Genomic DNA, 23102 nt, shown 5'->3' on the forward strand with positions numbered 1-23102 from the left:
CTATGAGCGGTTCAGCGACGCGGATCAGGGTCGAGGCCGATGCGGATGCGCGTGTGCTTCCGCTCGATGAGGATGAAGGTGACTCCGAGGATCCACAGCGGAATCGGCATCAGGAAGGCGATGCGGAAGGCGTCCAGCGTGTAGGTGTCCGGAGTCCCCGCACCCTGTAGATCGAGGGCGAGGCCGATCAGGAAGATCGCGATGAGTGCGGCGATGAAACCGCCGGCGTTGGTCACTCCGGTCGCCGTGCTCAGACGATGGCTCGGGTTGTGCGTGCGGGCGTGGTCGAACGCGATCATCGACGCGGGGCCTCCGGTCGCCAGCGCCACGGCGAGGACATAGAGCAGCCAGAGCGGAGCGGCGCCCGGAAGCAGCAGCACGATGATCCAGGCCAGCATCTGCACGCCGACAGCAGGAAGCACGAGCGCCAGCGAGCGGTGGTTGGGAAGCCGGCGGGACAGGTCGCCGATCACGGGCCCGAGAACCATTCCGGCGACGACGTACACCGAGATGATCCCGGCCGCGTGCGCAGTGTCGAGACCTTGCGCCGCGGTGAGGAAGGGCATCCCCCAGAGGAGGATGAACGCGGTGCCGGCGAACGGAGATGTGAAGTGTGACCAGAACGCCAGACGGGTACCGGGATGGGCCCAGGCGGCACGGATGCCGACACCGGTGTCGATCGCCGACGTCACGACGCGGATCACCCCGGTATCGGTGTTGACCGTCACGTCGGCGTCGCGTTCCGGTGGATGATTGCGGATGATGAGGGCGACGAGGATCGCGAACAGGGCGCCGAGCCCCGCGATGCTGCCGAACGTAATCGTCCAGGTCGTCGCGTGGAGGAGAGCCGCCACCGGAACGAGCGCGATGAGCTGACCGGCCTGACCCACGATGCCGGTGAACTGCACCATGAGCGGTCCGCGCTGGGAGGGGAACCAGGTCGCGACGAGTCGGAGCACGGCCGGGAAGATCGCCGCATCCCCGGCGCCGAGGAGGATACGGGCGATGATCGCGATGCCGACGCTGGGGGAGAGGGCCATGGTGAGCTGGCCGGCGGCCATCAGGAGCATGCCGATGGTCATGATCGGTCGCGAACCATAGCGGTCGAGGAGGACACCGATCGGAATCTGCATGCCGCCGTACACGGCGAGCTGCACGACCGCGAAGAGCGCGAGTGTCGAAGCATCGGCCTGGAAGCGATCTGCGGCTTCGACCCCCACCGCGCCAAGCGAGGTGCGGTTGGTTACCGCGAGGACATAGGCCGCCACTCCGACCGACCAGATCAGCCAGGCCCGCCATTCCGGGGTGGAGAGCGGCGAGCGGGAGACCTGGGGCACCCTTCAACGCTACTCCCGCGCGGCGCGGCTCGTCGCCGCGCTCATTTGTCCAGGCGGATCCCCATCACCTGGATCTCGCGCGTCTCCGTGATGCGGACCGCGGGATCGACGACCGTCCAGCCGAGCCGGGTATAGAGCCGTTGAGCGGGAATGGCGTCCTGATAGCAGCCGAGCAGGGCCGTCCGATAAGGGAGGCCGTGCAGCACGGCGTTGATCAGGGCCGCCGCGACTCCCCGGCGTCGGTTCGAATCGGCGACGGCGAGCTCGACGACCGAGAAGCACTCGGTGTCCAACCAGGCGCGCTGGGCGTCAACCGGCAGGGCTGCGTCGAGACGATCCCACCACCAGTCGCCGAGCGAGATCCCGGCGCCGAGCACGAGGCCGACGATGTGCGAATCCTCAGTCGCAAGGAGAAGTCGGAAATCCGGCCTCTCTTCCGCGTATCGCCGCGCCCGCGAGAGGAGGCTGTCGTGGCTCTCCGAACGGTCATCGCCGTAGGGCGGCTCGGTGAACACGTCTGCGTACAGCTCGGCGGCTCGAGACAGCTGGTCATCAGTGCCGTCCCAGGGGGCAATGGTGAAAGTCATGTCATCACCCTGCCATCCAGGGGCGACATCGAGTGCGTGGAATGTCGGTGACGGTCACTACGGTGATGCCATGACACCTCAGCCCGTGCATCACTCCCTCGACTACACCGAGCTCGTCGTGACCGACCTCGCCGCGGCCACGACGTTCTACACCGAAGCCTTCGGCTGGTCATTCGTCGACTACGGACCCGGCTACGCAGGCATCGCCTCACCGAGCGGCGACGGGAGCGAGGTGGGTGGACTACTACTCGCCGACGAACCGCGGCCCGTCGGCGGACCCCTCGTGCTGCTGTACTCGACCGACCTCGACGCCACCATGGACGCGATCACGGCTGCGGGCGGCACGATCCTGCAGCTGCCGTACGAATTCCCGGGTGGCCGCCGCCTGCACTTCGCCGATCCTTCGGGCAACGAGCTCGGAGTGTGGGCCGCGCAGTAGTCCCATTCAGCTGAGCCGCTCAGTGAGATGGACCGTCACGTCATCCCCGTCTGTCTTCCCGATCCGCTTGCGGATGGCCGCCGCGACCGGCAGCTTGTGAGTGCCGTCGCCCAGGGCCATAAAGGCGCCGCGGAACGGCTCGCCGTCGACGGTTCCCGCGACCTTGACCAGGCCGCGGGTTCCGAAGACCTCGGCAGAGTCGGAGAGCTGCACGCACGTCCAGGTGTCGCCCTCGCGGACTTTGCCGAGCGTCGCGACGAATGTGATGTCGAGGGGAGTGGGTGTGGTCATGACGGTTCCGTTCGTTCGGTCAGACGAAGAGTCCGACGATGGCGCCGATCAAGGCCAGTTTGACGACCCAGTCGACCAGGTGGACGGCGGCTGCTGAGAGGGCGGTGTTCTCGTGCACGACGCCCACCCATGAGGAGGGTGAGGGGCAGCGCGGTGAGCGCCAGTCCCAGCAGAAGACCTGCGATCGGACCGTGCCAATCCGCTGCGATCAAGATGCCGGCGATCAGGCCTGATGCGATGAGGCTGCGCACCACTACGGATGCCATCTGCACGCCGACGGAGAGACCCGGTCGGGGAGTGCTGGTCCGTGAGACGAGGGTCGACACCGGCGGTATGGCGTACAGCACCGCGCTGGCGATGAATGACGCCACGGTGGCGAGTGCGATTCCCAGGGCGATCATGGCGACTCCTTTAGTACCGAGTGGTACTCAGCGTAGGTTCGCCTTTTAGAACTGTCAAGTACTAATATGAAGGACATGACGACTGCAATCCGCCCGCCAGGTCGCCCCGCCGGACGAACGGGGGAGGAGCTCCTTGCGGTAGCCCGCGATCTGTTCCTCGAGCGCGGGTATGGCGGCACGTCCATGGAGGAGGTCGCCACGCGCGCAGCGATTTCGAAGGCGTCGCTCTACCGCGAGCATTCGTCGAAATCCGCGCTGTACGAAGCAGTGGTGCGTCACTGGGCCGCATCAGGACGGGACGCGATGCGGCCGGCGCTCGATCGGCTCCAGACTGCCGACGATCTGCGACAGGGCCTCTCAGAGCTCGCCGAGACGATGCGCGCCGGCATCCTGAGCGAGCCCGTCCTCGCCATGCGACGGCTCGTCGCCGCGGAAGCTCTGACTCAGCCGGTGGTGGCGAGGATGTATCTCGAGGAGAGCTGGAACAGCAACATCCACTCTCTCGCTGACACCCTCAGCACGATGGCCACCAAACACCGCCTCCACATCGACGACCCGGATGCCGCAGCCTCAGACTTCACCTGGCTCGTGATCGGCGCGCCGCTCAATGCGCGCCTTCTCGCCGGCGACGCTCCAGCGCCACCCGTCGCCCGTACGGTCGATCTCTTCCTTGCGGGCTACAGGGAGCGCTGAACGGACAGGTCGCGCAGGATGCTCGCGACGATCTCACTCGTGGTGTCCTCCGGGCCCACGCGTCGCTCATCGAACCAGGGGAGCGGCTGCCACCCGTCGTACCACTCGCGGATCTTCTCTTCGGCGACGACCTTTCCGAGCGGCCGTGAAGCGTGCCGTCGCAGCGTCTCCTCGAGGCCGAGGTCGAACTGACAGATCGCCGTGGCGCCTCGGTGCTCGCTGACGAGATGTTCGAACCGCTCGGTGTAGTCGCGGAGGTTGAAGATGCCGTCGAGGATCACGTCGTACCCGAGATCGAGAGCCTGGCCTGCGGCAGTGACGATGAGGATGCTCGCGTCGCGCGACCGTGCGCGTGAATCGGGGTTGCTCAGCATCTCGCGTCGGATCTGGTCCTGGTGGATGACCGCGACCTCCGGGCCGAGCTCGGCACGTAGCGCGAGGGCGGTGGTCGTCTTGCCTGATGCCGAGTCTCCGCGGAGGATGACGAGACGGGTGGAGGTCGTGCCGACGGTCATGAGTTCATCGTGACACGGTTCGGTTATCCCGCGGATGCGGCGAGGCGCCCCAGTTAGTCTCCCGCGCCGTACCGGGCGACGATGGTCTTCGCCGCCTCATCGACGGTGCGGCGTGTCTCCTCGTCGGTGAGCGACCATCCGACATGCACGAGTCGCGGCCAGAAGACGACTGTCGCGATCATGCCGAGGAACTGCGCAGCTGCGACGTCGAAGTCGTCGATCCGTGTCTCTCCGCTGGCGTCGGTCGACTCGAGAAAGGCCCTGAGGGCACGCAGGACAGGAAGCGTCCCGAAGTTGAAGGTCTGCTCGCGCAACTCCGGGAATCGGGCTGATTCGGTGATCACCGCGCGGATCAGGTCCGTCATCCGGGGATGACCGAGCACCTCCGCGTATGCCAGCCCAATGACGACGAGGCCCGAATGAAAGTCACCGGCCGGCGGCTCGACGGCCTCTGAGTCCTCGGCGTTACCCGCTCCGAGCACGATCGCCTCGAAGAGCTCGGCCTTCGTCGGGAACTGCTTGAACAGTGTCGCCTTGGATACACCTCCCCGCTCCGCCACCTTCGCCAGGGAGGTCCGCTCATACCCGAGTTCCAAGAACAACCCTGTCGCGGCGTCGAGGATCGCGGCGCGGTTGTCGGCTGCGACTTGGCGGTGATAGGCGGAGAGTTCGCGGGACATGACTCCATTATGACGTAGAGGTGAGTTACTTGACTCACGACCCGCAGGAGACTAGCCTCACTTTATGGTGAGTCGTCCGACTCACCATAACGAAGGCATCCCACGGGAGGAACAATGGCGAAGGTACTGATTCACGCGACGGTGTCGCTGGACGGATTCATGGCCGACGAGAGCGGGGCAGTCGACTGGATGAACGGCTTCGCCGTGGATCCCGAGGACGAGACGGTGGTCGGGGGCGTCGTAGGGAGCATCGGCGCGGTCGTCGGCGGCGCGAACAAGACGCAGACGATCGAAGACGGAGGGGTTCCTTACGGCGGGATCGTCGGAGTGCCGGTCTTTCTGATGACGCACAGCGCGCACGAGCCGGTTGTGAAAGACGGCATCACGTACAACTTCGTCGTCGACGACGTCGTCGAGGCCGTGAATGCTGCCAAGCGTGCGGCGGGGGAGAAGTGGGTGAGTGTGCTGGGAGGAACTGTCTCCCGACAGTGCTTGGAGAAACGACTTGTGGATGAGATCGTGCTGGACGTCGTGCCGATCCTCCTCGGAAGCGGGATCTCTTTGTTCACGGGGCTCAGCGAGCACATCACTCTCGAGCGGGTGGAGACCTCTGCTTTCGCGAGCGAGGTGCACCTGCGTTACCGGGTGCTCGCCTGAGACCGTGAGAACGGCGCGTGATGCGGTCAGCGCCCGTCGTGGGTGTGGGACTGGAGGCGCCTCAGCCTAGGAGAATGGTCGGATGCAGCAATCGCAAGCGCCCGAGCCCGCCGAGAACATTTCGGCGCACACCCGCCGACGCTTCCTCATCGCTGCCGGCGCGGGTGTCGCGGTGACTGCCGCAGGCATCTGGTTCGCGGCGACGGCCGAGATTCCCGACGGTCCGACCGCCGCTGCGGGCGCGGACAACCCGAGGGGATTGGTCCGGTACGACCCTGTCTATCACCGCGCGGTGAGCGGGCTGGAAGCGCCCCTGGGGTTCGACGACTGCGGGCATTCCACCACCCGGGCGAGCCGCGACACAGCAGGAAGCGACCGCCACACCGTGACGCCCGTCATAGACCGGTTCGTCATTCATCACACGGGTACGACGGCAGACCAGCTGGACTTCCTCTCGCGTTGCAACATGCGATCCTCGGCTCCCACGTTCTATCTGCGGCACGACGGATCCGTCATCGAGCTGATTCGCCCTGGCGCGAAGCCGTCGTCAACCGGAGCTGACTGGAACTGGCGATCGCTGGCGGTGGAGACTCTGAACGCGACGGGGGCGCCTGACTACGCCGTGACAGAGGCTCAGCTGGAAGAGCTGGCACAGATGATCGCGTGGCTCGCGACGTACGACGGCGAGCGTCTGGACGGCGTGCCGGTGTCGTTCACGATCGACAGGGAGCACGTCATCACCCACCAGGAGACGTGGTCGGGGACCGAATGCCCCGGTCCGTATCTGCAGTCCCGGTTGGACGACATCGTGGCCCGCGCCAGGGAGATCTTTCAGAAAAACTGACATAATGTGCATTATCGGCTTATGTCCGAGAGGGGTTAAGTCGGTGGCTAGGCTTCCAGCATGAACGGAAGCAACGTCGAGATCGACTGGGAAGCCGCCCGACACGCCAATCTGCAGAATTGGGACGACCGCGTGCCGCTGCACGAAACGGCCTACGGACTCGACGCCTACGACGACCCGAAATACCTGAGCGACGTCGTGCGACACGACCTGCCTGTCTTGGCGCCGTTCTTGCCTGGCCGCACCCTCGCCGGACTCGATCTCTGCCACCTCCAGTGCCACATCGGGACGGACACCGTCTCGCTGGCACGAGCCGGCGCCACCGTCACCGGCGTGGATTTCTCCCACCCGGCGCTGGCTGCGGCAGCACAACTCGCCCAGCGCGCCGGCGTGGCGGCCACCTGGGTTGAGGCCGACGTACTCGACGCCCGGAGCGCCGTCATCGGCGACTTCGATGTCGTCTACACGAGCATCGGTACGATCACCTGGCTCGCCGACCTGGATCGGTGGGCGGCTCAGATCGCGGCGCTGCTCCGTCCGGGCGGCACGTTCTTCATCCGCGACGGGCATCCGGCTCTCTACGCGCTCGACGAGGAAGCCCCGACACTGACCACTCGCTACCCGTACTTCGGCGACGGGCGCGCGCAGCAGTGGGACGACGAGTCGACCTACGTCGGCGACGGCAAGGTCGCTCATCCTCGCACCTTCGAGTGGCCCCACCCGCTGTCCGAGATCCTGGGTGCTCTTCTCGGCGCCGGTCTCCGTCTCCTGCACTTCGACGAGGGCCGGACGCTGCCGTGGCGCTTCAGTCCGCGGATGGTCGAGGTGGATGGCGATTTCGCGTGGCCGGAGCCGGAGCGCAATCTCGTGCCGTGCACCTACACGATCGTCGCGCGGCGGGAGTGATCGCAGGCGTCACGCACCCACGTACTGCGCCAGATGCTCGCCTGTGACTGTCGTTTTTTGGGATACCAAATTGCTCGGAGTTCCTTCGAAGACGATCTTGCCGCCGTCGTGCCCGGCACCCGGTCCGATGTCGATGATCCAATCCGCGTGCGCCATCACGGCTTGGTGGTGCTCGATCACGATCACCGTCTTGCCGGAATCCACCAACGTGTCGAGGAGCCCGAGAATCTTGTCGACGTCGGCGAGGTGGAGTCCCGTCGTGGGCTCATCCAGCACATAGACGTCGCCCTTCTCCCCCATCTGGATCGCCAGCTTGATGCGTTGCCGCTCTCCCCCCGACAGCGTCGAGAGTGGCTGGCCGAGCGAGAGATACCCGAGGCCGACGTCGTCGAGCCGGCCGAGGATCGCCGTCACTGCGGGGATCTTCGCCTCTCCGTCGGAGAAGAAGACGCGTGCTTCGGAGACCGGCAGGTCGAGCACCTCGGTGATGTCCTTGCCCGCCAGCTTGTACTCGAGCACGCTCGCCTGGAAGCGCTTGCCGCCACAGTCCTCGCACGGGGTTTCGATCGTGTCCATGAAGCCCAGCTCGGTGATGATGACACCGGCCCCCTTGCAGGTCGGGCAGGCCCCCTCGGAGTTCGCGCTGAACAGTGCGGGCTTGACGCCGTTGGCCTTCGCGAACGCTTTGCGGATCGGCTCCAGCAGACCGGTGTACGTCGCCGGATTGCTTCGTCGCGAGCCCTTGATCGCACCCTGGTCGATCGCCACGACGCCCTCTCGGCGCGAGACCGAGCCGTGGATCAGCGAGCTCTTGCCGGAACCCGCCACCCCGGTCACGACGGTGAGGACGCCCTTCGGGATGTCGACGTCGACGTCGCGGAGGTTGTTGGCGGTCGCGCCACGCACCTCGATCGCGCCCGTGCTCGAGCGCACCGAGTCCTTCAGCTGCGCCCGATCGTCGAGATGATCTCCCGTGCGCGTACCGCTGGCCTTGAGTCCTTCGACCGTGCCCTCGAAGCAGATCTGGCCGCCTGCACCGCCGGCGCCGGGCCCGAGATCGACCACGTGGTCGCCGATCGCGATCGTCTCCGGCTTGTGCTCGACGACGAGGACCGTGTTGCCCTTGTCGCGCAGCTTGAGCAGCAGGCTGTTCATCCGCTGGATGTCATGCGGATGCAGCCCGATCGTCGGCTCGTCGAAGATGTAGGTGACGTCGGTGAGAGACGAGCCGAGGTGGCGCAGCATCTTGATGCGCTGCGCCTCTCCCCCGGACAGCGTCCCCGACGGCCGCTCGAGACTCAGGTATCCGAGACCGAGAGTGACGAAGGCGTCGAGATTGGCGCTGAGGGCCTCGAGCAGCGGTCCGGCACCCGGAAGATCGAGACCGCGGACCCATGTCGCCAGGTCGGTCACCTGCATGCGACACGCATCCGCGATGCTGATGCCGTCGATCTTCGACGAACGGGCGCCCTCGGTCAGTCGGGTCCCATCGCACTCCGGGCAGACCGCGAACGTCGCGACCCGCTCGACGAACGCGCGGACGTGCGGCTGCAATGCGTCGAGATCCTTGGACAGCATCGACTTGGTGATCTTCGGGATCAACCCTTCGTAGGTCATGTTGATGCCCGAGATCTTCACCTTGGTCACCTCGCCGTACAGCAGCAGATGACGCTGCTTCTCGGTGAACTCCGAGATCGGCTTGTCGCCCGGGTAGAAACCGGATGCGGAGAACCCCTTCACCATCCAGCCGTCGGCGGTGTATCCGGGAACCATGATCGCGCCCTCGTCGAGGGACTTCGACTCGTCGACGATCTGCGAGAGGTCGAGGTCGGACACTGCTCCCCTGCCCTCGCATCGCGGGCACATGCCGCCGAGGTAGATCGCGTCCTTCACGATCTTCTTCTCGCCGCCCGGCCCGGTCATCACACCGCTGGCCCGCTGCGTCGGGATGTTGAACGAGAACGCCGTCGACCCGCCGATGTACGGCTTGCCGAGCTTGCTGAACAGGATACGGAGCATCGCGTTCGCGTCGGTCACCGTGCCCACGGTCGATCGGGGGTTCGCGCCGAGACGTTCCTGGTCGACGATGATCGCCGTCGTCAGACCTTCCAGCACGTCCACGTCGGGTCGTGGGACCGACGGCATGAAGCCCTGGACGAAGGCACTGTAGGTCTCGTCGATCATGCGTCGCGACTCGGCGGCGATCGTGTCGAACACCAGCGAGCTCTTCCCTGACCCCGAGACGCCCGTGAAGACGGTCAGCCGCCGCTTCGGGATGTCGACGCTGACGTCTTTCAGGTTGTTCTCGCGCGCACCCTGCACGCGGATGATGTCGTGGGTGTCTGCGGGATGCTCGGCGGCGGTCATCGGCTTCCTTCGTGTGTCGAGGCTGAAGCTCAGCCGGCCTGATTGATACGGAGCAGGTTTCCTGCGGGGTCGCGGAAGGCGCAGTCGCGGACGCCGTACGGCTGGTCCATGGGCTCCTGCACGACGTCGGCACCCTGCTCGACGAGTCGCTCGAAGAGCGCGTCGAGGTCGTCGCTGGCGAGAGTCAGCGCTCCGTAGCTGCCCTTCGCGATCAACTCGAGGATCGTCTGGCGCTCAGCGTCGGTGATTCCGGGATCGGTTGCCGGCGGGTGCAGGACGATCGAGGTCTCCGGCTGACCCGCGGGTCCGACGGTGAGCCAGCGGAGACCGTCGTAACCGACGTCGTTGCGCACCTCGAACCCGAGCGCGTCACGATAGAACCCGAGGGCCGCGTCGGCGTCGGTGTGCGGGAGAAAGGCGTAATGGATGCTGATGTTCATGGTGTTCACGCTAGGTGCGCATCGGTGCGCGGTGCTTCTTGATTCCTGATCGGTCTGGTGACGTGCTTGGCCTGGAACGACGGGATCCCGTCGACGTTGGCAGCGCGTTCACGGTACACCCGGGGTGAGACACCGACCAGTTCTGTGAAGCGCGTGCTGAATGTGCCCAGCGACGAGCAGCCGACCTCGAAGCACACGTCCGTCACGCTCAGGTCGCCGCGACGCAGCAGTGCCATGGCTCTCTCGATGCGTCGAGTCATCAGGTAGGAATACGGCGACTCACCGTATGCATCCCGGAACCGGCGACTCAGATGACCGGCCGACATGTGCACTCCACGCGCCAGCGCCTCGACATCGAGCGGCTTCGCATACTCGCGGTCTATCCGGTCTCTGACCTTGCGCATGACGACGAGCTCGCGGAGTCGGGCGTCGTCCACGGCGGTCACGAGTCGATCCTGCCATGTCGCTGTGTGACCCGGGGTGACGGCGCGCATCCTGTCTGTCGAGATCCACTCCCCCGGAGAACGGCTCCAGGGCTAGCCTGTGAGCATCCCCACAGGATTCTCTCAGAAAGGGTCCACATCATGTCGCAACCATCCACCGCGGCGAAGTCTGTCTTCGCCTCAGTACGCATTGCCCTTGCTGTCTCCGGAGTGCTTGCACTGCTCGCAGGCATCGTCCTCCTCGTTTGGCCCGGCAAGTCGCTCGCGGCCATCACCGGCATCTTCGCCGCTTACCTCGTCGTGGCGGGCGTCGTCTACGTCGGGCTGGGCATCTTCTCCGGCAGAGGAGGCGTCTGGGCACGGGTCGGGCACATCGTGCTCGGGCTCCTCTACGTCGTGGCCGGCGTGATCGCGTTCGCGAACCTCCAGCCCGTCGGCGAGTTCCTCGCGCTCGTCGTCGTCATCTTCATCGGCATCAGCTGGATCGTCGATGGAGTGGTGTCGCTGACTCTCCTCGGCCGCGACGGGTCGCGCGTCTGGACGCTGCTTTACGCTCTGTTGAGCATTGTCGCCGGTGTGGTCGTGCTGTTCTCGCCCCTCATCGCCGGGTTCGCTCTCTGGCTGCTCTTCGCGGTCTCCCTCATCGCGCTCGGCATCGTGCAGATCGTGCGCGCGGTCACCCTCGGCAAGGACGGGAAGTCGTCCGTCGCGGCATCGCAGGACGACACCGCGGTCTGAACACCTCCACACAGGCGTCGGCCCCTCCCCGCGGCACTGCGGGAAGGGGCCGACGTCTGAAGCGGGATCACTCAGCGGCGAAGGCGCTCACGTCACCGACGAGCCGAGTGTTGTCCGCGGGCACGGGATCGACGGCCGCACGAGCGACCTCCGCTGCGAACTCCGAGACGTTGTAGAGCTTGCCCGCCGACTCGCGGCGCTCGGCGATCGCGCCGGGGTTGGCGCGCTCGAGCAGCGTGGCGGTGATCGTGCCCTCGATCATGTCTCCGGAGACGACGGTGAAACCGATGCCCTTCTCGGCGAGACCCGGGATGAGTTCGCGCAATGCGTCCTCGCCGGCACGCTTCGAGAGCGCGACCGGCTCGTACTCGGGCATGGTCGGCGTGGTCCGGATGAAGTGCGCCTGGTGACTGGTCACGAAGACGACGCGCGATCCCTCGCCGAGCAGCGGCGTCGCGGCGTTCAGCACGCTGAGCTGCGCATCACGGTTCAGCGTCAGCGCGTAGTCCTCGGCCATGCCAGACTCCATGCCGCCGGAGGCGTTGAGCACGAGCACGTCCAGCCGGCCGTACTCGGCGCGGACCGCCTCGAACATCTCGGCGACGGATGCCGGGTCTGTGAGATCGGCGCCCACCACAAGCGCCCGGCGGCCGAGCTCGCGCAGCTGGGCGGCGAGCTTCTCGGCACGCGGCGCCTTGTTGCGGAAATTGATGACGACGTCGGCACCGGCCTCAGCCAGATAGCGCACGGTGTCGGCGCCGATTCCCCGCGACGAGCCGGTGACAAGTGCGACCTTGCCGTCGAGGGATCCTGCAGGAAGAACGTCGGTCACGATGACTCCTCATGGTGCGTGAGATGCCGTGATCGCACGGCCCGTCCACACTATCAATCCGCCTCCTGACACCCCGGCCGCGTCCACGCCCCGTGATAGGTTGACCGCAAAGGAGGCCGCATGAACGACTTCTCCGTCTTCATCGAATTGATCGACAACTGGGCATGGATCGGTTGGCTGGTCCTGATCGCCCTCTTCCTCGTGATCGAGATGCTGACGCTCGACTTCACCTTCCTGATGCTCAGCTTCGGCAGCGCGATCGGACTCGTCACCGATCTGGTCGGACTTCCCATCTGGGCGCAGGTGATCATCGCCGCAGCCGCCGCCGCGGTGTTCATCCTCTTCCTCCGGCCGCCGCTGCTCAAGCGGCTCCGACGCGGGGAGGATCCGACGAAGTCCAACGTCGACGCACTGATCGACCTCCGAGGCGTCGCCCTTCACGACATCACGCAGATCTCGGGGCAGGTGAAGCTGAGCAACGGCGACACCTGGACCGCACGCTCCCTCACGTCCGTCCCCATCCCGCAGGGCTCGCCGATCGCGATCAGCGCGATCAACGGCGCGACCGCCGTCGTCCGTCCCATCAACGACTAGACCCCCTAACGACTAGGAGAAATCAGTGAACGACTCCTCGTTCATCCCGACCGCGATCCTGTGGATCCTGGTGGCGGCGATCATCATCTTCGTGGTGGTCACCGTCGCCCGGTCGATCCGGATCATCCCGCAGGCGACCGCGGGTGTGGTGGAGCGGCTCGGCCGCTACCACAAAACCCTCATGCCGGGTCTGAACCTCCTCGTCCCGTTCATCGACCGGCTGCGTCCGCTGATCGACATGCGCGAGCAGGTCGTGTCGTTCCCGCCCCAGCCCGTCATCACCGAGGACAACCTCGTCGTGTCGATCGACACCGTCGTGTACTTCCAGGTGACGGATGCTCGTGCCGCCACGTACGAGATCGCAAACTACCTCGGTGCCGTCGAGCAGCTCACCACCACCACACTTCGTAACGTGGTCGGTGGCCTCAACCTCGAAGAGGCGCTCACGAGCCGCGACAACATCAACGGACAGCTCCGCGTCGTGCTCGACGAGGCCACCGGTAAGTGGGGCATCCGAGTCGGCCGCGTCGAGCTGAAGGCGATCGACCCGCCCATCTCCATTCAGGACTCGATGGAGAAGCAGATGCGTGCAGAGCGTGATCGTCGTGCGGCGATCCTCACCGCAGAAGGAACGAAGCAGTCGGCGATCCTCGAAGCCGAGGGTGCCCGTCAGGCAGAGATCCTCCGCGCCGAGGGCGACAAGCAGGCCGCGGTCCTCCGCGCCCAGGGTGAAGCCGAGGCGATCCAGAACGTGTTCACCGCCATCCACCAGGGCGCGCCTGACGACAAGCTGCTGGCCTACCAGTACCTCCAGATGCTGCCGAAGATCAGCGAGGGTCAGTCCAACAAGCTGTGGATCATCCCGAGCGAGCTCACCGAGGCGCTGAAGGGTATCGGCAGCGCCTTCACGCCGAAGCCCGGACAGGCGCCGAACAACACCCTTCCGGGCGCGTGACGCACCCGTACTTCTCGAAGGCGCGGCATCCCCGAGTCCTCGCCCACCGCGGTCTGATCACCACGGCGGGCGGGGACTCGGGCGTCTGGGAGAACACGGCAGCCTCTTTCGCGGCCGCCCATGCCGCCGGGGTGGAGTACATCGAGAGCGACTGCCGGGTGACCGCCGACGGGGATGTCGTGCTGTTCCACGACGAGACTCTCCAGCGCCTCGTCAGCGACCCTCGGCCGGTCGCGGAGGTCCGTACTCGGGAGCTGAGGAGCATCTTCGCCGATCACGGCGGCCTCCTGACCGTCGCAGAGGCGCTGGCCTCTTTCCCCCAGGTCCGCTTCAACATCGATGTGAAGGCGGAAGCCGCGAGCGGGCTCCTGGGCCCGATCCTCGTCGATGAGACGCACCGCGTCCTGGTGACCAGCTTCTCGGACGCGTACCGCCGCAAGACGCTCTCAGCCGTTCTGCGAGCGGGAGCTGCTCTCCGCCCGGCAACTTCCGGCGGCAGCAGGACGATCGCGGCCCTGCGTTCGCTGTCGTCGCTCCGGGTCTCCCCCGCTCGGGTGCTCCGCGAGGTCGACGCGCTCCAGATCCCCGAGCGACGCGGCCTGGTGAAGGTCCTCACTCCGGCGCTCCTTCGCGCGGCTCACCGCCACGGCGTCGAAGTGCATGTGTGGACGGTGAACGAGCCCGAGGCGATGCTCCGTCTTGCTGGTCTGGGGGTCGACGGGATCGTCTCCGACCGCGCCGATCTCGCGCTCGCAACGCTCAACCCTGTGTGACCGGATCCGGCCCTATAACCTTCGCCGCTGGGATTTCGCTGTGAATCGCGCCGAGATCACGCCCGCGTTGAGCAGGCGCACAGGCTGGAGCGTTATACCTGACAGCGACGAGAGGACCACAAAATGGCAGATCGCAGCCTGCGCGGCATCCGACTCGGCGCCCAGAGCCTACAGAGCGAAGAGGGCGTCGTTTTCATGGAACGCCGCGAAACCCACTACTCCTGTGACACGTGCGGACACGTCACGAACCTGATGTTCTCGGCCGACGCCGAACCGCCGCAGACCTGGGAATGCCGCTCCTGTGGAGCGGACGCCCGCCTGAACGTCGACGGCAAGTCCGTGACCCTCGAGGTCACCGACGAGAAAGCCGCTCGTACCCACTGGGACATGCTGATGGAGCGCCGCACCCGCGCCGAGCTCGAAGAGCTCCTCGAGGAGCGCCTCGCCTTCATCCGCGCACGCCGGGGTGCGGGCGAAGACCCCACCCGCGAGAAGATCGGCGCCTGACAGATCGAGTTCTGACAGGTCGAACCAAGAAGCAGCGGGGCTCCGAGAGCCCCGCTGCTTCTCTGTGCGCGGCAGGCCGCGACCGGTCAGCTGACGGGCTTCTTGCGCGCCCGCCACCACGCGACCGCCAGGGCCACGAGACCGCCCCAGACGAGCAGCAGCTGGACCCACGGCCCCAGAACGACGCCCGAGGTGAGACCGGTGCGCAGCTCCACGTCCTCCAGCATCGCTCCGGCCTCGTCGGCATCCAGACTCGTCACAGTGGTGCCGTCCGGGCGGATGATCTGACTCGTTCCGACCGTCGAGATGTTCACGACGCTGCGGCCGCTCTCGATCGCCCGCATGCGCGCGAAGGCGAGCTGCTGCAGGTTCTCGTTCGTGCCACGGAAGTCCGCATTGTTCGTCTGGAACACGAGGACCTCAGCACCCGCGTGCAGGCTCTCGGTGATCACGTCGTCGTAGATGACGTCGAAGCAGATCGCCAGGCCGACCGAGACCCCGTCGACGTCGACGACGGGCGGATTCTCCCCCGGCGTGTACTCGCGCTGGATGAGCCCGATGAGGTCAGGGGCCAGCGCGTTGAAGAAAGCACGATCCGGCACGTACTCGCCGAACGGCACCGGATGCCGTTTGTCGTGCAGCTGCGTCGCTCCCCCGGCATCCGTCCACAGCATCGACGTGTTGAAGTACCGATCTGCCCGGCCGGTGGCGGCATTCGCGAGCAGTGGCGCTCCGATCCGCGTGGCGATCGAGGTCATCCGGCGCGCCAGGGACTCGTTCTGGAAGGGATCCGTGTCCAGCGATCCTTCGGGCCAGACGAGCAGATCGACGTCCTCGCCGTAGAGCGGTGTCGTCGCATCGGTCTGCGCCTGGATCAGGGAGAAGGGCTCACGCTGGTCGAAGTACCCGGAGGGACCGTTGCCCTGCACGGCGGCGATGCGCAGCAAGCCCGAGTCCGACGTCGGGAAGAGCGGGGTGAACAGCAGGACGAGTACGAGCGCTGCCGGCATGACCAGACGCAGCGGCCGCTGCCAGGCGCGCAGGCGCACGACCTCGATGAGCATCGCCACCAGCAGGACCATCAGGAAGCCGAGTCCGCTGACGCCCAGCCACGACGAGAGAGGCGCAAGGGGGCTCTGCGCCTGGCTCATGCCGATCCGCGCCCACGGGAAGCCTCCGTAGGGCCAGGAGCCCACGAACACCTCTCGTCCCACCCACAGCGCCGCGACGACCGACGGCAGGCCGAGCAGACGCCCCGCGGTACCGGGGAAGGCCCGCGGCATCCAGCGGTACGCGAGCGCGGTCAGGATCAGCGCGATGCCTGTCAAGCCGCCCTCGACGACGCTCAGAGCAGCCCACGGGATCGGACCGAGGTATCGCGACGTGAACGAGACCAGGAGCGCGAACAGCACGATGCCGTAGACGAGTCCGACCAGCAGCGCTCCCCCGGCTCGTCGTCCGATGAGCGCCAGCAGGATGAGGGCCGTCGCCGGGAAGGCCAGCGCCCAGATCGCGGCCGACGGATACGCGAAGTTCATCAGGCACGCGGAGATCGCCGCGGCGATCACGGCGGCCCAGAGCGGGAGGAGGGGGCGCGATCGCGCCGGGGACTCAGACATCCCTCTCATTCTCACATCGACGAGTAGGAGACGATTCCGCGTCGCACGCCGTCCAGAGCCGCCCGAGCCGTGCGGGCGAGCGTGCCGTCCTCGGCCACGATCGACAACTGATCGAGGAGGTCGATCGTCTGCTTCGCCCAGCGCACGAAGTCACCGGCGGCCATGTCGGCATCGATCAGCACCCGGTCGAGCATGCCGCCGCGCGCCCAGGAGTGCATGGCACCGGCAAGACCGGCCGCCAGCGGCTCGCTGCCCGGCAGATGGTGATCCTTCTCCAGGTCGTCGAGTTCGGCCCAGAGAGTCGTCGTCTTCTCGTAGGCCGCGCGGAACGCGCCGCGCGGAAGGTTCCGCTCCCCCGCGTTCGCCTCATCGCGGCGCGGTTCATACACGAGGCAGCAGGCCATCGCGGCGAGCGACGGAGCGTCCAGCCCGTTCCAGAGTCCCTGCCTCAGGGACTCCGCGACCAGCAGGTCACGCTCCCCGTAGATGCGGCGCATCGTGCGTCCGGCATCCGTCAGAACGGTCTCCGCGCCCTCTGCCGTCAGGTAATCGAGGGTCTCGAGCACCTCGACGACGCGGTCGAAGACGCGCGCGACGGTGCCCGTGCGCGTCTCGATCTGGCGACGGAGGCGATCGGTCTGACGCTTGAGCTTCCAGTAGCGCTCGGCCCAACGGGCATGCGCCTCGCGATCGGGGCATCGATGACAGGGATGCCGTTGCATCTGCGTCCGCAGCGATTGGATGCGCTTCATGCGCTTGTCACGAGAGGCGCGCGGCGCCTGGGAGTCCTGCCGGTTCTTCTTCTCGAGGTCGCTCAGCTCACGCCGGATCGCCGCGTACTCGGGGAAGTCGCCGTGCTCGCAGGCCATCGACTTCTGGTAGCCGGCGAGCGACTCCTCCGCCTCTCGAACCTGCCGCGCCAGCCCGACGACGGAACGATCGGCCTGGAACTGCGCGAACGAGGACTCCAGGATCTGGCGCGCCCTGGCCTTGCCGAACATGTCGATGAGGTTGACCGCCATGTTGTAGGTCGGCCGGAAGCTGGAGTTCAGCGGATAGGTCCGTCGCGACGCGAGCGCAGCCACGGACTGCGGGTCCATGCCCTCGGTCCACTGCACCACGGCGTGTCCCTCGACGTCGATGCCGCGGCGGCCGGCGCGCCCGGTGAGCTGCGTGTACTCCCCCGACGTGATGGCGACACGGGCCTCGCCGTTGAACTTCTCCATCTTCTCGAGGACGACCGTGCGCGCGGGCATGTTGATCCCGAGCGCCAGGGTCTCGGTGGCGAAGACGACCTTGACGAGCTTGAGGCGGTAGAGCTCCTCGACCACTTCCTTGAACGCGGGAAGCAGGCCGGCATGATGTGCCGCGACACCGCGCTCGAGGTTCTCCAGCCAGTCCCAGTAGCCGAGCACACCGAGATCCTCGTCCTGGAGCGATCGGGTCCGCTCCTCGACGATCGCTCGGATCTCGGCCTTCTCCTCGCTCGACGTGAGACGGATGCCGGAGCGACGCACCTGCTGCACGGCGGCGTCGCATCCGACCCGGCTGAAGATGAAGAAGATGGCGGGGAGCAGATTCGCGCGCTCGAGGAGCTTGATCACATCGGGCCGGTCCATCCGCTCGATGCGTCGGACGTTCGACGGACGCACGGGGCGCTGCCCGCCGCGGGGTGGGCGCTTGGCCTGCCGTCCCGCGTGCCGGTTGCTGATGTAGGACTGGGTCTGACGATTGTTCTCGTAATTCGAGCCGGTGAACGAGCGGATCCGCATCAGCTCCTGGTTCACCTGCGCTGTCGCGATTCCCGCTCGGTCGTCGAAGAGCGGCAGGAGGTCGTCGCGCACCAGCACGTGCTGCTCGAGCGGGACCGGCCGGATCTCGGAGACGATCACCTCGGTGTCGCCGCGCACCGTGTCGAGCCAGTCGCCGAACTCCTCGGCGTTCGACACCGTGGCGCTCAGGGAGACGAGCCGCACCTGCTGCGGCAGGTGGATGATGACCTCTTCCCACACCGCGCCGCGGAACCGATCGGCGAGGTAATGGACCTCGTCCATGATCACGTGGCGAAGGTCGCGCAGCGCCGGTGAATCGGCGTAGATCATGTTGCGGAGCACCTCGGTGGTCATCACCACGATCCGGGCGTTGCCGTTGATGTTGGTGTCACCGGTGAGGAGCCCCACCTCCTCCGGTCCGTAGACCTCGACCAGCTCCCGGAACTTCTGGTTCGAGAGCGCCTTCATCGGGGTCGTGTAGAAGGCCTTGTCCTTCGGCGTCTGCATGGCCAGGTGGATCGCGAACTCGCCCACGATGGTCTTGCCTGCTCCGGTGGGAGCCGCGACGAGCACGCTGCGACCGCTCTCGAGGGCGTGGCACCCCGCGATCTGGAAAGGATCGAGTTCGAACTTCTGGCGTGCGGCGAAGGCGACGGTCGCCGGGTGCTCAGCGGCCTCTCGTGCAGCCGCGTAACGCTCGGACGGCGAACTCATGCAGGATCCGGCAACAGCCCCGCAGCGGCGTCACGCTTGCGCTTGCGCCGATCGAACAGCAGAGACAGCCCCGCTGCAGCGAAGAAGAGCACGATCAGGATGCCGGCGAGCATCAGCATGCTGATCACGTCAGCGGCCGGCGTCGACAGCGCGGCGAACACCGTCGCGATGAGGATCGCGACGCGCCAACCCTTGAGGATCGCCTTGCCGGACATGACCCCGGCGACGTTCAGCGCGACCAGGAAGACCGGGAGCACGAAGGCGACACCGAGCACGATCATCAGCTTGAAGATGAAGTCGTAGTACTCCTGCGCCTGGAAGAGGTTCTTCGCCCCTTCCGGCGTGAATCCTGCCATCAGCTCGATGATGTGCGGCTGGATCAGGACACCGATGTAGCACCCGGCGAAGAACAGCGGAACCGCGGCGGCGACGAAGGAGATCGTGTAGCGGACCTCCTTGCGCGTCAGCCCTGGCATGATGAACGCCCAGATCTGCCACAGCCAGACCGGCGCCGAGATGAACAACCCGAGCGAGAACGCGATGCGCATGCGCATGTCGAACGGACCGGTGATGGTCGAGTACACGAGCGCGGCAACGTCTTCGCCTCGCTCAGCGGCGATGTCGTTGATCGGCTTCGTGATGAAGTTGATGACCGGGTCGGTGATCAGGAATGCGATGACCATGCCGACGACGAGCGCGAGCGCAGCGAACATGAGCCGCTTGCGGAGTTCGACGAGATGTGCGCCGAGCGACATCCGCCGATCCCGATCCGCCTTCTGCTTCACGGTCGGTTCGATGGTTGCCACGGCCGGTTAGGTGCGGGGCGGAGTCTCAGGTTCGACGCCCGAGTCCTTCACCGTGGTGGGCTCGGCGACGACCGTGTCGCTGCGCGCCGCGTCTTCGTCCTTCATGGCCTTCATCTCGCCCTTGAAGACACGAGCCGACTGACCCATGCTCTTCGCCAGAGCGGGCAGCTTCGCAGCGCCGAAAAGAAGGAGGATGACGGCGAGCACGATGAGCAGGTGCCAGCCTTGCAGTCCAGCCATTTTAAAATCCCGTCGTCGGTGGGCGATCCATCTCAGTCTACAGATCAATCCCCGAGATCGGGGCGGTGGTACAGAGCGAGTCCCGCCGCCGCCCACTCCCGCGTGGCTGCGCGCGCGACGCCCGGCTCCAGCACCTCCATCGCTCCCCCGAAGCGCGCCGCGAGGCGCTTGATGCCGCGGGGGTCGGCGAGATGGAGGTGCGCGGTCACGCTTCCGTCGACGGCCTCGAGCGCCGTCGTCGGGAAGAATCCGCTCAGCAGCGGGGCGAACCGCTCCGACACCCGCACCGTCACCTCACGCTCCTCGTCCAGTCCCGCGAAGGCCTCCGGTACCTGGTCCCCGCCGTGCGTGATCGGGATGTCGGTCAGCTTCGGCTCGCTCACACGGTCGAGGTGGAACGTGCGCATCGCCTGCCGCAGGTGACACCAGCCCTGCAGATACCACTGCGCGTTGGTGATGAGGATCTGCATGGGGTCCACGGTCCGGGTGGTCGGCACGGCATCCGGTGCCTGATAGGTGAAGGAGATCGCGACGCCGTCCTGCAGCCCGCGGGCCACGGCCTCGCGCACCTCGTCGACCGCGCTCGGGGCGACGACGACATCCGCGGGGGCGTCCGCTGCACCACGGGAGAGCTTGGAGATGAGGCCTGCGACGAGTCCCGAGTCCGAGACGGCGGGCACCGCGGCGACCATCTGGAGGCCGGCCAGCAGCGCGGCGGCCTCGCGGGCGGTGAAGCGCGGTACACGGCGCAGGGCGACATCGTTCGTGATCTCGATGACGTCTTCGAGGTCGAGGAGGTCCCAGTTGATGTCGAACATCTCCTGCGGCTGCTGCCAGTAGCCGGATTCCCCGGGGAGTCCGATGACCGTCAGCTTCTCGACCATCGCCCGCATCTCCTGCGGCGTCACGCCGAACTCCGCCGACGCTTCGGCGAGCGAGACCTGACCGTGCTCGAGGAGGTAGGGCACGAGGGTGAGGTACAGCCGCACACGGTCCGCTGCCAACAGCGGCTTCGCCTGGGCGCTCATGAGGCCTCCTCCCGCTCGGCGTGCGCGTCGAGGGCCGCGCGCAGTCGCGCGATCACCGCGTCGCGGAGTGGAGCCGGCTCGACCACGCGCACCTCTGGCCCGTAGGACGCGAGCTCGTCGGCGAAGATGTGCAGGTCGACGAACGGCACCGTGATGCCCTGAGCCGCGGGGGCCGCCCGACGTCCGAGCCGCAGAGACGCTTCCGTGCCGGGAGTCACCTCCAGCAATGCGGAGTTCTCGGCCGCGACGCGCTCGAGACCCGCGAGAGCACGGTCTCCCGCTCCGTCGCGGAGCGCGGGATCGAAGCTCTTCGCGGTCATCTTGACCTCGCCGACGATCCGGCTGAGCAGGAACATCCGGTCCTCCTCGACGTCGACGTCGATGCCGAACACATGCCAGCGCGCCTCGTAGTCCACCAGGGCGAGAGGGCGGATGCTGCGCCGCCTCGGCACGGCCTCGCCCGGTTTCAGGTACTCGAAGACGACGATCCGGCTCTTCTCGATCGCCTCCTGCAGCGGCGAGAACGCCGCGTCGCGGGCTGTGATCCGAGGAGCGAAGCCGATGATCGGCTCGTCGCCGTCGATCCCCAGGGCGCGGATCTTCCGGACGCCGGACTGCGCGTCGCCCGACGCCGACTCCGCACTCCAGACGCTCCCCGCGAGGCGGAGCACCGCCAGCTCTGCCGGAGTGAACTCGATGTCGGACGGCAGGTCGTACTCCGCCTGCGGAATGCGATAACGGGCCTCGCGCAGGTCGTTCGGGTCGGCCTGATCGCCGATCGTCTCGATCGGCACGCCCAGGGAGCGGAGCTCCTCCTTGTCGCGCTCGAACATCTTCTCGAGGGCATCGGAGCGGGTACCGGCATCCGCGCGCTGACGGTAGCCCGACACGTTGTCGAGGATCTGCTGCTTGGTCAGCCCGATCTCCGTGGCCATCAGCGCCACGACGAGATTCGTCAGGCGCTCCTCCGCGGGAATCCGGGCAGCCATCACTGGGTCGGCGCCGTGACTGCGCCCAGGATGTCGACGACGTAGGCGACCGCAGGAGCTCCCTCGGCGCCGGGAGTCACCACGAGCACCTGCGAACCGACCGTCTTGCCGACCAGAGCCTCGGCGACGGCGGGCGCGACCTGCGAGATGTCGGCCGCAACGGCCTTCCCCCACGTGGTGTTGACGACCTTCTTGTCGTCCCAGCCGACGGCGGTGTAGTGGACGAACGGCATCTCACCGGTGGCGACCTCGTCGCCCTCGCCCTTGATCAGCGTCTGGACGACCTGAGTGGTGGGCGCCGCCGAGTCGGGGATGATCACCCCGGGCGTGCCGTCGGGCGCGCGGACCACGGTCGGCATCCCGGCTGCGTCATTGAACTGCAGCGTGCCTTCCGCGCGGGGAAGGAAGACGTCGAGCGCATCGCCGATGAACACCATGGTGTCGTCCGCCGCGAGTCCGAAGCCCGAGAGCGTCTCCGCTCCGGCGTCTTCTGCCGAGACCGCCACTACGATTCGCGATCCCTCGGTCACGCACTTCAACGCGGAGGAGAGCGCGGGAAAACGCTCCGACTGGATGTCGAGGCTGGTGAGCGCTCCCGTCGAGGCATCGTATTCCGTCGAGGCGACCATCTCACCGGTCTCGCCGCTGTAGAGCGAGAGCTCGAGGACGAAGGGCTGCTGGCCGTTCTCGACCGGGCGTCCATCACCCTCGATGACGGTGCTCGAGCCGGACTTCTCCACCTGCAAGGGCGAGAAGATGCTCACGTCGGGCTTCGATCCGAGGTCGCCTTTCACGGTGACGGCATCGCGGACGCCGACCGAGTCGGCGCTGCGATCGCATGCGGCATCGTCGGAGGAACCGGTCGCAGTGCAGCCCGTCAGGGCGAGGACGGCGAGGCTGAGGGAGGCCAGAACGGCGGACGTTTTACGCACGCG

Annotated in this window: 26 protein-coding genes; 10 read left to right on the forward strand and 16 right to left on the reverse strand. The window is 66.7% G+C overall.

Annotated features, from left to right (window positions below; genetic code table 11):
* Positions 1 to 11: 11 nt before the first annotated feature.
* Positions 12 to 1337, reverse strand: a complete 1326-nt coding sequence (locus tag QFZ21_RS02455; protein WP_307374078.1) for a nitrate/nitrite transporter — start codon at positions 1335 to 1337, stop codon at positions 12 to 14.
* A gap of 41 nt (positions 1338 to 1378) precedes the next feature.
* Positions 1379 to 1924 (reverse strand): GNAT family N-acetyltransferase, encoded by a 546-nt coding sequence (locus QFZ21_RS02460; protein ID WP_307374080.1) that lies wholly within the window; start codon positions 1922 to 1924, stop codon positions 1379 to 1381.
* A gap of 70 nt (positions 1925 to 1994) precedes the next feature.
* Here QFZ21_RS02460 and QFZ21_RS02465 point away from each other — a divergent pair, with 70 nt between their 5' ends.
* A complete protein-coding gene (locus tag QFZ21_RS02465; protein ID WP_307374082.1) occupies positions 1995 to 2363 on the forward strand; it encodes a VOC family protein in 369 nt (122 codons plus the stop codon).
* A 6-nt stretch (positions 2364 to 2369) separates the two neighbouring features.
* Here the strand turns inward: QFZ21_RS02465 and QFZ21_RS02470 are convergent, their stop codons facing one another.
* Positions 2370 to 2654, reverse strand: a complete 285-nt coding sequence (locus QFZ21_RS02470) for a DUF1905 domain-containing protein (RefSeq protein ID WP_307374085.1) — start codon at positions 2652 to 2654, stop codon at positions 2370 to 2372.
* A gap of 476 nt (positions 2655 to 3130) precedes the next feature.
* Here QFZ21_RS02470 and QFZ21_RS02475 point away from each other — a divergent pair, with 476 nt between their 5' ends.
* Positions 3131 to 3748, forward strand: a complete 618-nt coding sequence (locus QFZ21_RS02475) for a TetR/AcrR family transcriptional regulator (protein ID WP_307374087.1) — start codon at positions 3131 to 3133, stop codon at positions 3746 to 3748.
* Here QFZ21_RS02475 and QFZ21_RS02480 read toward each other — a convergent pair.
* Both QFZ21_RS02480 and QFZ21_RS02485 read right to left on the reverse strand, forming a co-directional pair.
* Entirely contained in the window at positions 3733 to 4263 is a 531-nt protein-coding gene (locus QFZ21_RS02480; RefSeq protein ID WP_307374089.1) for an AAA family ATPase, read from the reverse strand. The two genes, QFZ21_RS02475 and QFZ21_RS02480, sit on opposite strands and share 16 nt — an antisense overlap.
* A 53-nt stretch (positions 4264 to 4316) precedes the next feature.
* Positions 4317 to 4943: a TetR/AcrR family transcriptional regulator gene (locus QFZ21_RS02485; RefSeq protein ID WP_307374091.1), complete on the reverse strand. Its 627-nt coding sequence runs from the start codon at positions 4941 to 4943 to the stop codon at positions 4317 to 4319.
* Positions 4944 to 5057: 114 nt separating this feature from the next.
* Here QFZ21_RS02485 and QFZ21_RS02490 point away from each other — a divergent pair, with 114 nt between their 5' ends.
* The 3 genes from QFZ21_RS02490 (at position 5058) to QFZ21_RS02500 (ending at position 7350) form a co-directional block, all read left to right on the forward strand.
* A complete protein-coding gene (locus QFZ21_RS02490) occupies positions 5058 to 5600 on the forward strand; it encodes a dihydrofolate reductase family protein (RefSeq protein ID WP_307374093.1) in 543 nt (180 codons plus the stop codon).
* Positions 5601 to 5772: 172 nt separating this feature from the next.
* On the forward strand, positions 5773 to 6444 hold the full coding sequence (locus QFZ21_RS02495; RefSeq protein ID WP_307374096.1) for a peptidoglycan recognition family protein: 672 nt from the start codon (positions 5773 to 5775) through the stop codon (positions 6442 to 6444).
* A gap of 60 nt (positions 6445 to 6504) precedes the next feature.
* Positions 6505 to 7350 carry a bifunctional 2-polyprenyl-6-hydroxyphenol methylase/3-demethylubiquinol 3-O-methyltransferase UbiG gene (locus QFZ21_RS02500; protein ID WP_307374098.1) on the forward strand — a complete coding sequence of 282 codons (846 nt, stop codon included), beginning with the start codon at positions 6505 to 6507 and terminating at the stop codon, positions 7348 to 7350.
* 9 nt (positions 7351 to 7359) lie between these two features.
* Here the strand turns inward: QFZ21_RS02500 and QFZ21_RS02505 are convergent, their stop codons facing one another.
* Genes QFZ21_RS02505 through QFZ21_RS02515 form a run of 3 tightly spaced genes read right to left on the reverse strand, consistent with a single transcriptional unit; the run spans position 7360 to position 10561 of the window.
* Positions 7360 to 9717: an excinuclease ABC subunit UvrA gene (locus tag QFZ21_RS02505; protein ID WP_307374101.1), complete on the reverse strand. Its 2358-nt coding sequence runs from the start codon at positions 9715 to 9717 to the stop codon at positions 7360 to 7362.
* A 29-nt stretch (positions 9718 to 9746) separates the two neighbouring features.
* Positions 9747 to 10157, reverse strand: a complete 411-nt coding sequence (locus tag QFZ21_RS02510) for a VOC family protein (protein WP_307374103.1) — start codon at positions 10155 to 10157, stop codon at positions 9747 to 9749.
* A gap of 5 nt (positions 10158 to 10162) precedes the next feature.
* Positions 10163 to 10561 carry a helix-turn-helix transcriptional regulator gene (locus QFZ21_RS02515; protein ID WP_307381182.1) on the reverse strand — a complete coding sequence of 133 codons (399 nt, stop codon included), beginning with the start codon at positions 10559 to 10561 and terminating at the stop codon, positions 10163 to 10165.
* 180 nt (positions 10562 to 10741) lie between these two features.
* On the opposite strand from QFZ21_RS02515, the gene QFZ21_RS02520 reads away from it, so the two are divergent.
* The gene (locus QFZ21_RS02520) at positions 10742 to 11338 is read left to right on the forward strand and encodes an HdeD family acid-resistance protein (RefSeq protein ID WP_307374106.1); all 597 of its coding nucleotides are present in this window, start codon (positions 10742 to 10744) and stop codon (positions 11336 to 11338) included.
* A 67-nt stretch (positions 11339 to 11405) separates the two neighbouring features.
* On the opposite strand, the gene QFZ21_RS02525 is transcribed toward QFZ21_RS02520, so the two are convergent.
* Positions 11406 to 12170, reverse strand: coding sequence for an SDR family oxidoreductase (locus QFZ21_RS02525; RefSeq protein ID WP_307374108.1), 765 nt, complete (start codon positions 12168 to 12170; stop codon positions 11406 to 11408).
* A 120-nt stretch (positions 12171 to 12290) separates the two neighbouring features.
* On the opposite strand from QFZ21_RS02525, the gene QFZ21_RS02530 reads away from it, so the two are divergent.
* The 4 genes from QFZ21_RS02530 (at position 12291) to QFZ21_RS02545 (ending at position 14999) form a co-directional block, all read left to right on the forward strand.
* On the forward strand, positions 12291 to 12764 hold the full coding sequence (locus QFZ21_RS02530; RefSeq protein ID WP_307374110.1) for an NfeD family protein: 474 nt from the start codon (positions 12291 to 12293) through the stop codon (positions 12762 to 12764).
* Positions 12765 to 12789: 25 nt separating this feature from the next.
* A complete protein-coding gene (locus QFZ21_RS02535; RefSeq protein WP_307374113.1) occupies positions 12790 to 13719 on the forward strand; it encodes an SPFH domain-containing protein in 930 nt (309 codons plus the stop codon).
* Entirely contained in the window at positions 13716 to 14492 is a 777-nt protein-coding gene (locus QFZ21_RS02540) for a glycerophosphodiester phosphodiesterase family protein (protein WP_307374115.1), read from the forward strand. Before QFZ21_RS02535 ends, QFZ21_RS02540 begins: the two co-directional genes overlap by 4 nt.
* 123 nt (positions 14493 to 14615) lie before the next feature.
* The gene (locus QFZ21_RS02545) at positions 14616 to 14999 is read left to right on the forward strand and encodes an RNA polymerase-binding protein RbpA (protein WP_307374117.1); all 384 of its coding nucleotides are present in this window, start codon (positions 14616 to 14618) and stop codon (positions 14997 to 14999) included.
* 86 nt (positions 15000 to 15085) lie between these two features.
* Here QFZ21_RS02545 and lnt read toward each other — a convergent pair whose 3' ends face one another.
* The 7 genes from lnt to QFZ21_RS02580 are packed head-to-tail and all read right to left on the reverse strand — an operon-like array spanning position 15086 to position 23099.
* Positions 15086 to 16618, reverse strand: a complete 1533-nt coding sequence (gene lnt, locus QFZ21_RS02550; protein ID WP_307374119.1) for an apolipoprotein N-acyltransferase — start codon at positions 16616 to 16618, stop codon at positions 15086 to 15088.
* A gap of 11 nt (positions 16619 to 16629) precedes the next feature.
* Positions 16630 to 19104 carry an RNA helicase gene (locus tag QFZ21_RS02555; RefSeq protein WP_307374121.1) on the reverse strand — a complete coding sequence of 825 codons (2475 nt, stop codon included), beginning with the start codon at positions 19102 to 19104 and terminating at the stop codon, positions 16630 to 16632.
* On the reverse strand, positions 19101 to 19859 hold the full coding sequence (tatC, locus tag QFZ21_RS02560) for a twin-arginine translocase subunit TatC (RefSeq protein ID WP_307381184.1): 759 nt from the start codon (positions 19857 to 19859) through the stop codon (positions 19101 to 19103). The genes QFZ21_RS02555 and tatC overlap by 4 nt, the downstream gene beginning before the upstream one ends.
* Before the next feature lie 57 nt (positions 19860 to 19916).
* Positions 19917 to 20150 (reverse strand): Sec-independent protein translocase subunit TatA, encoded by a 234-nt coding sequence (gene tatA, locus QFZ21_RS02565; protein WP_307374124.1) that lies wholly within the window; start codon positions 20148 to 20150, stop codon positions 19917 to 19919.
* A 44-nt stretch (positions 20151 to 20194) separates the two neighbouring features.
* Complete coding sequence (locus QFZ21_RS02570; protein WP_307374126.1) at positions 20195 to 21178, reverse strand: YafY family protein; 984 nt, start codon at positions 21176 to 21178, stop codon at positions 20195 to 20197.
* Positions 21175 to 22167 carry a YafY family protein gene (locus QFZ21_RS02575; protein ID WP_307374128.1) on the reverse strand — a complete coding sequence of 331 codons (993 nt, stop codon included), beginning with the start codon at positions 22165 to 22167 and terminating at the stop codon, positions 21175 to 21177. The genes QFZ21_RS02570 and QFZ21_RS02575 overlap by 4 nt, the downstream gene beginning before the upstream one ends.
* Complete coding sequence (locus QFZ21_RS02580; protein ID WP_307374130.1) at positions 22167 to 23099, reverse strand: FKBP-type peptidyl-prolyl cis-trans isomerase; 933 nt, start codon at positions 23097 to 23099, stop codon at positions 22167 to 22169. The genes QFZ21_RS02575 and QFZ21_RS02580 overlap by 1 nt, the downstream gene beginning before the upstream one ends.
* Positions 23100 to 23102 lie beyond the last annotated feature (3 nt).

The organism is Microbacterium sp. W4I20 (assembly GCF_030816505.1).
In the GTDB taxonomy this organism is placed as follows: domain Bacteria; phylum Actinomycetota; class Actinomycetes; order Actinomycetales; family Microbacteriaceae; genus Microbacterium.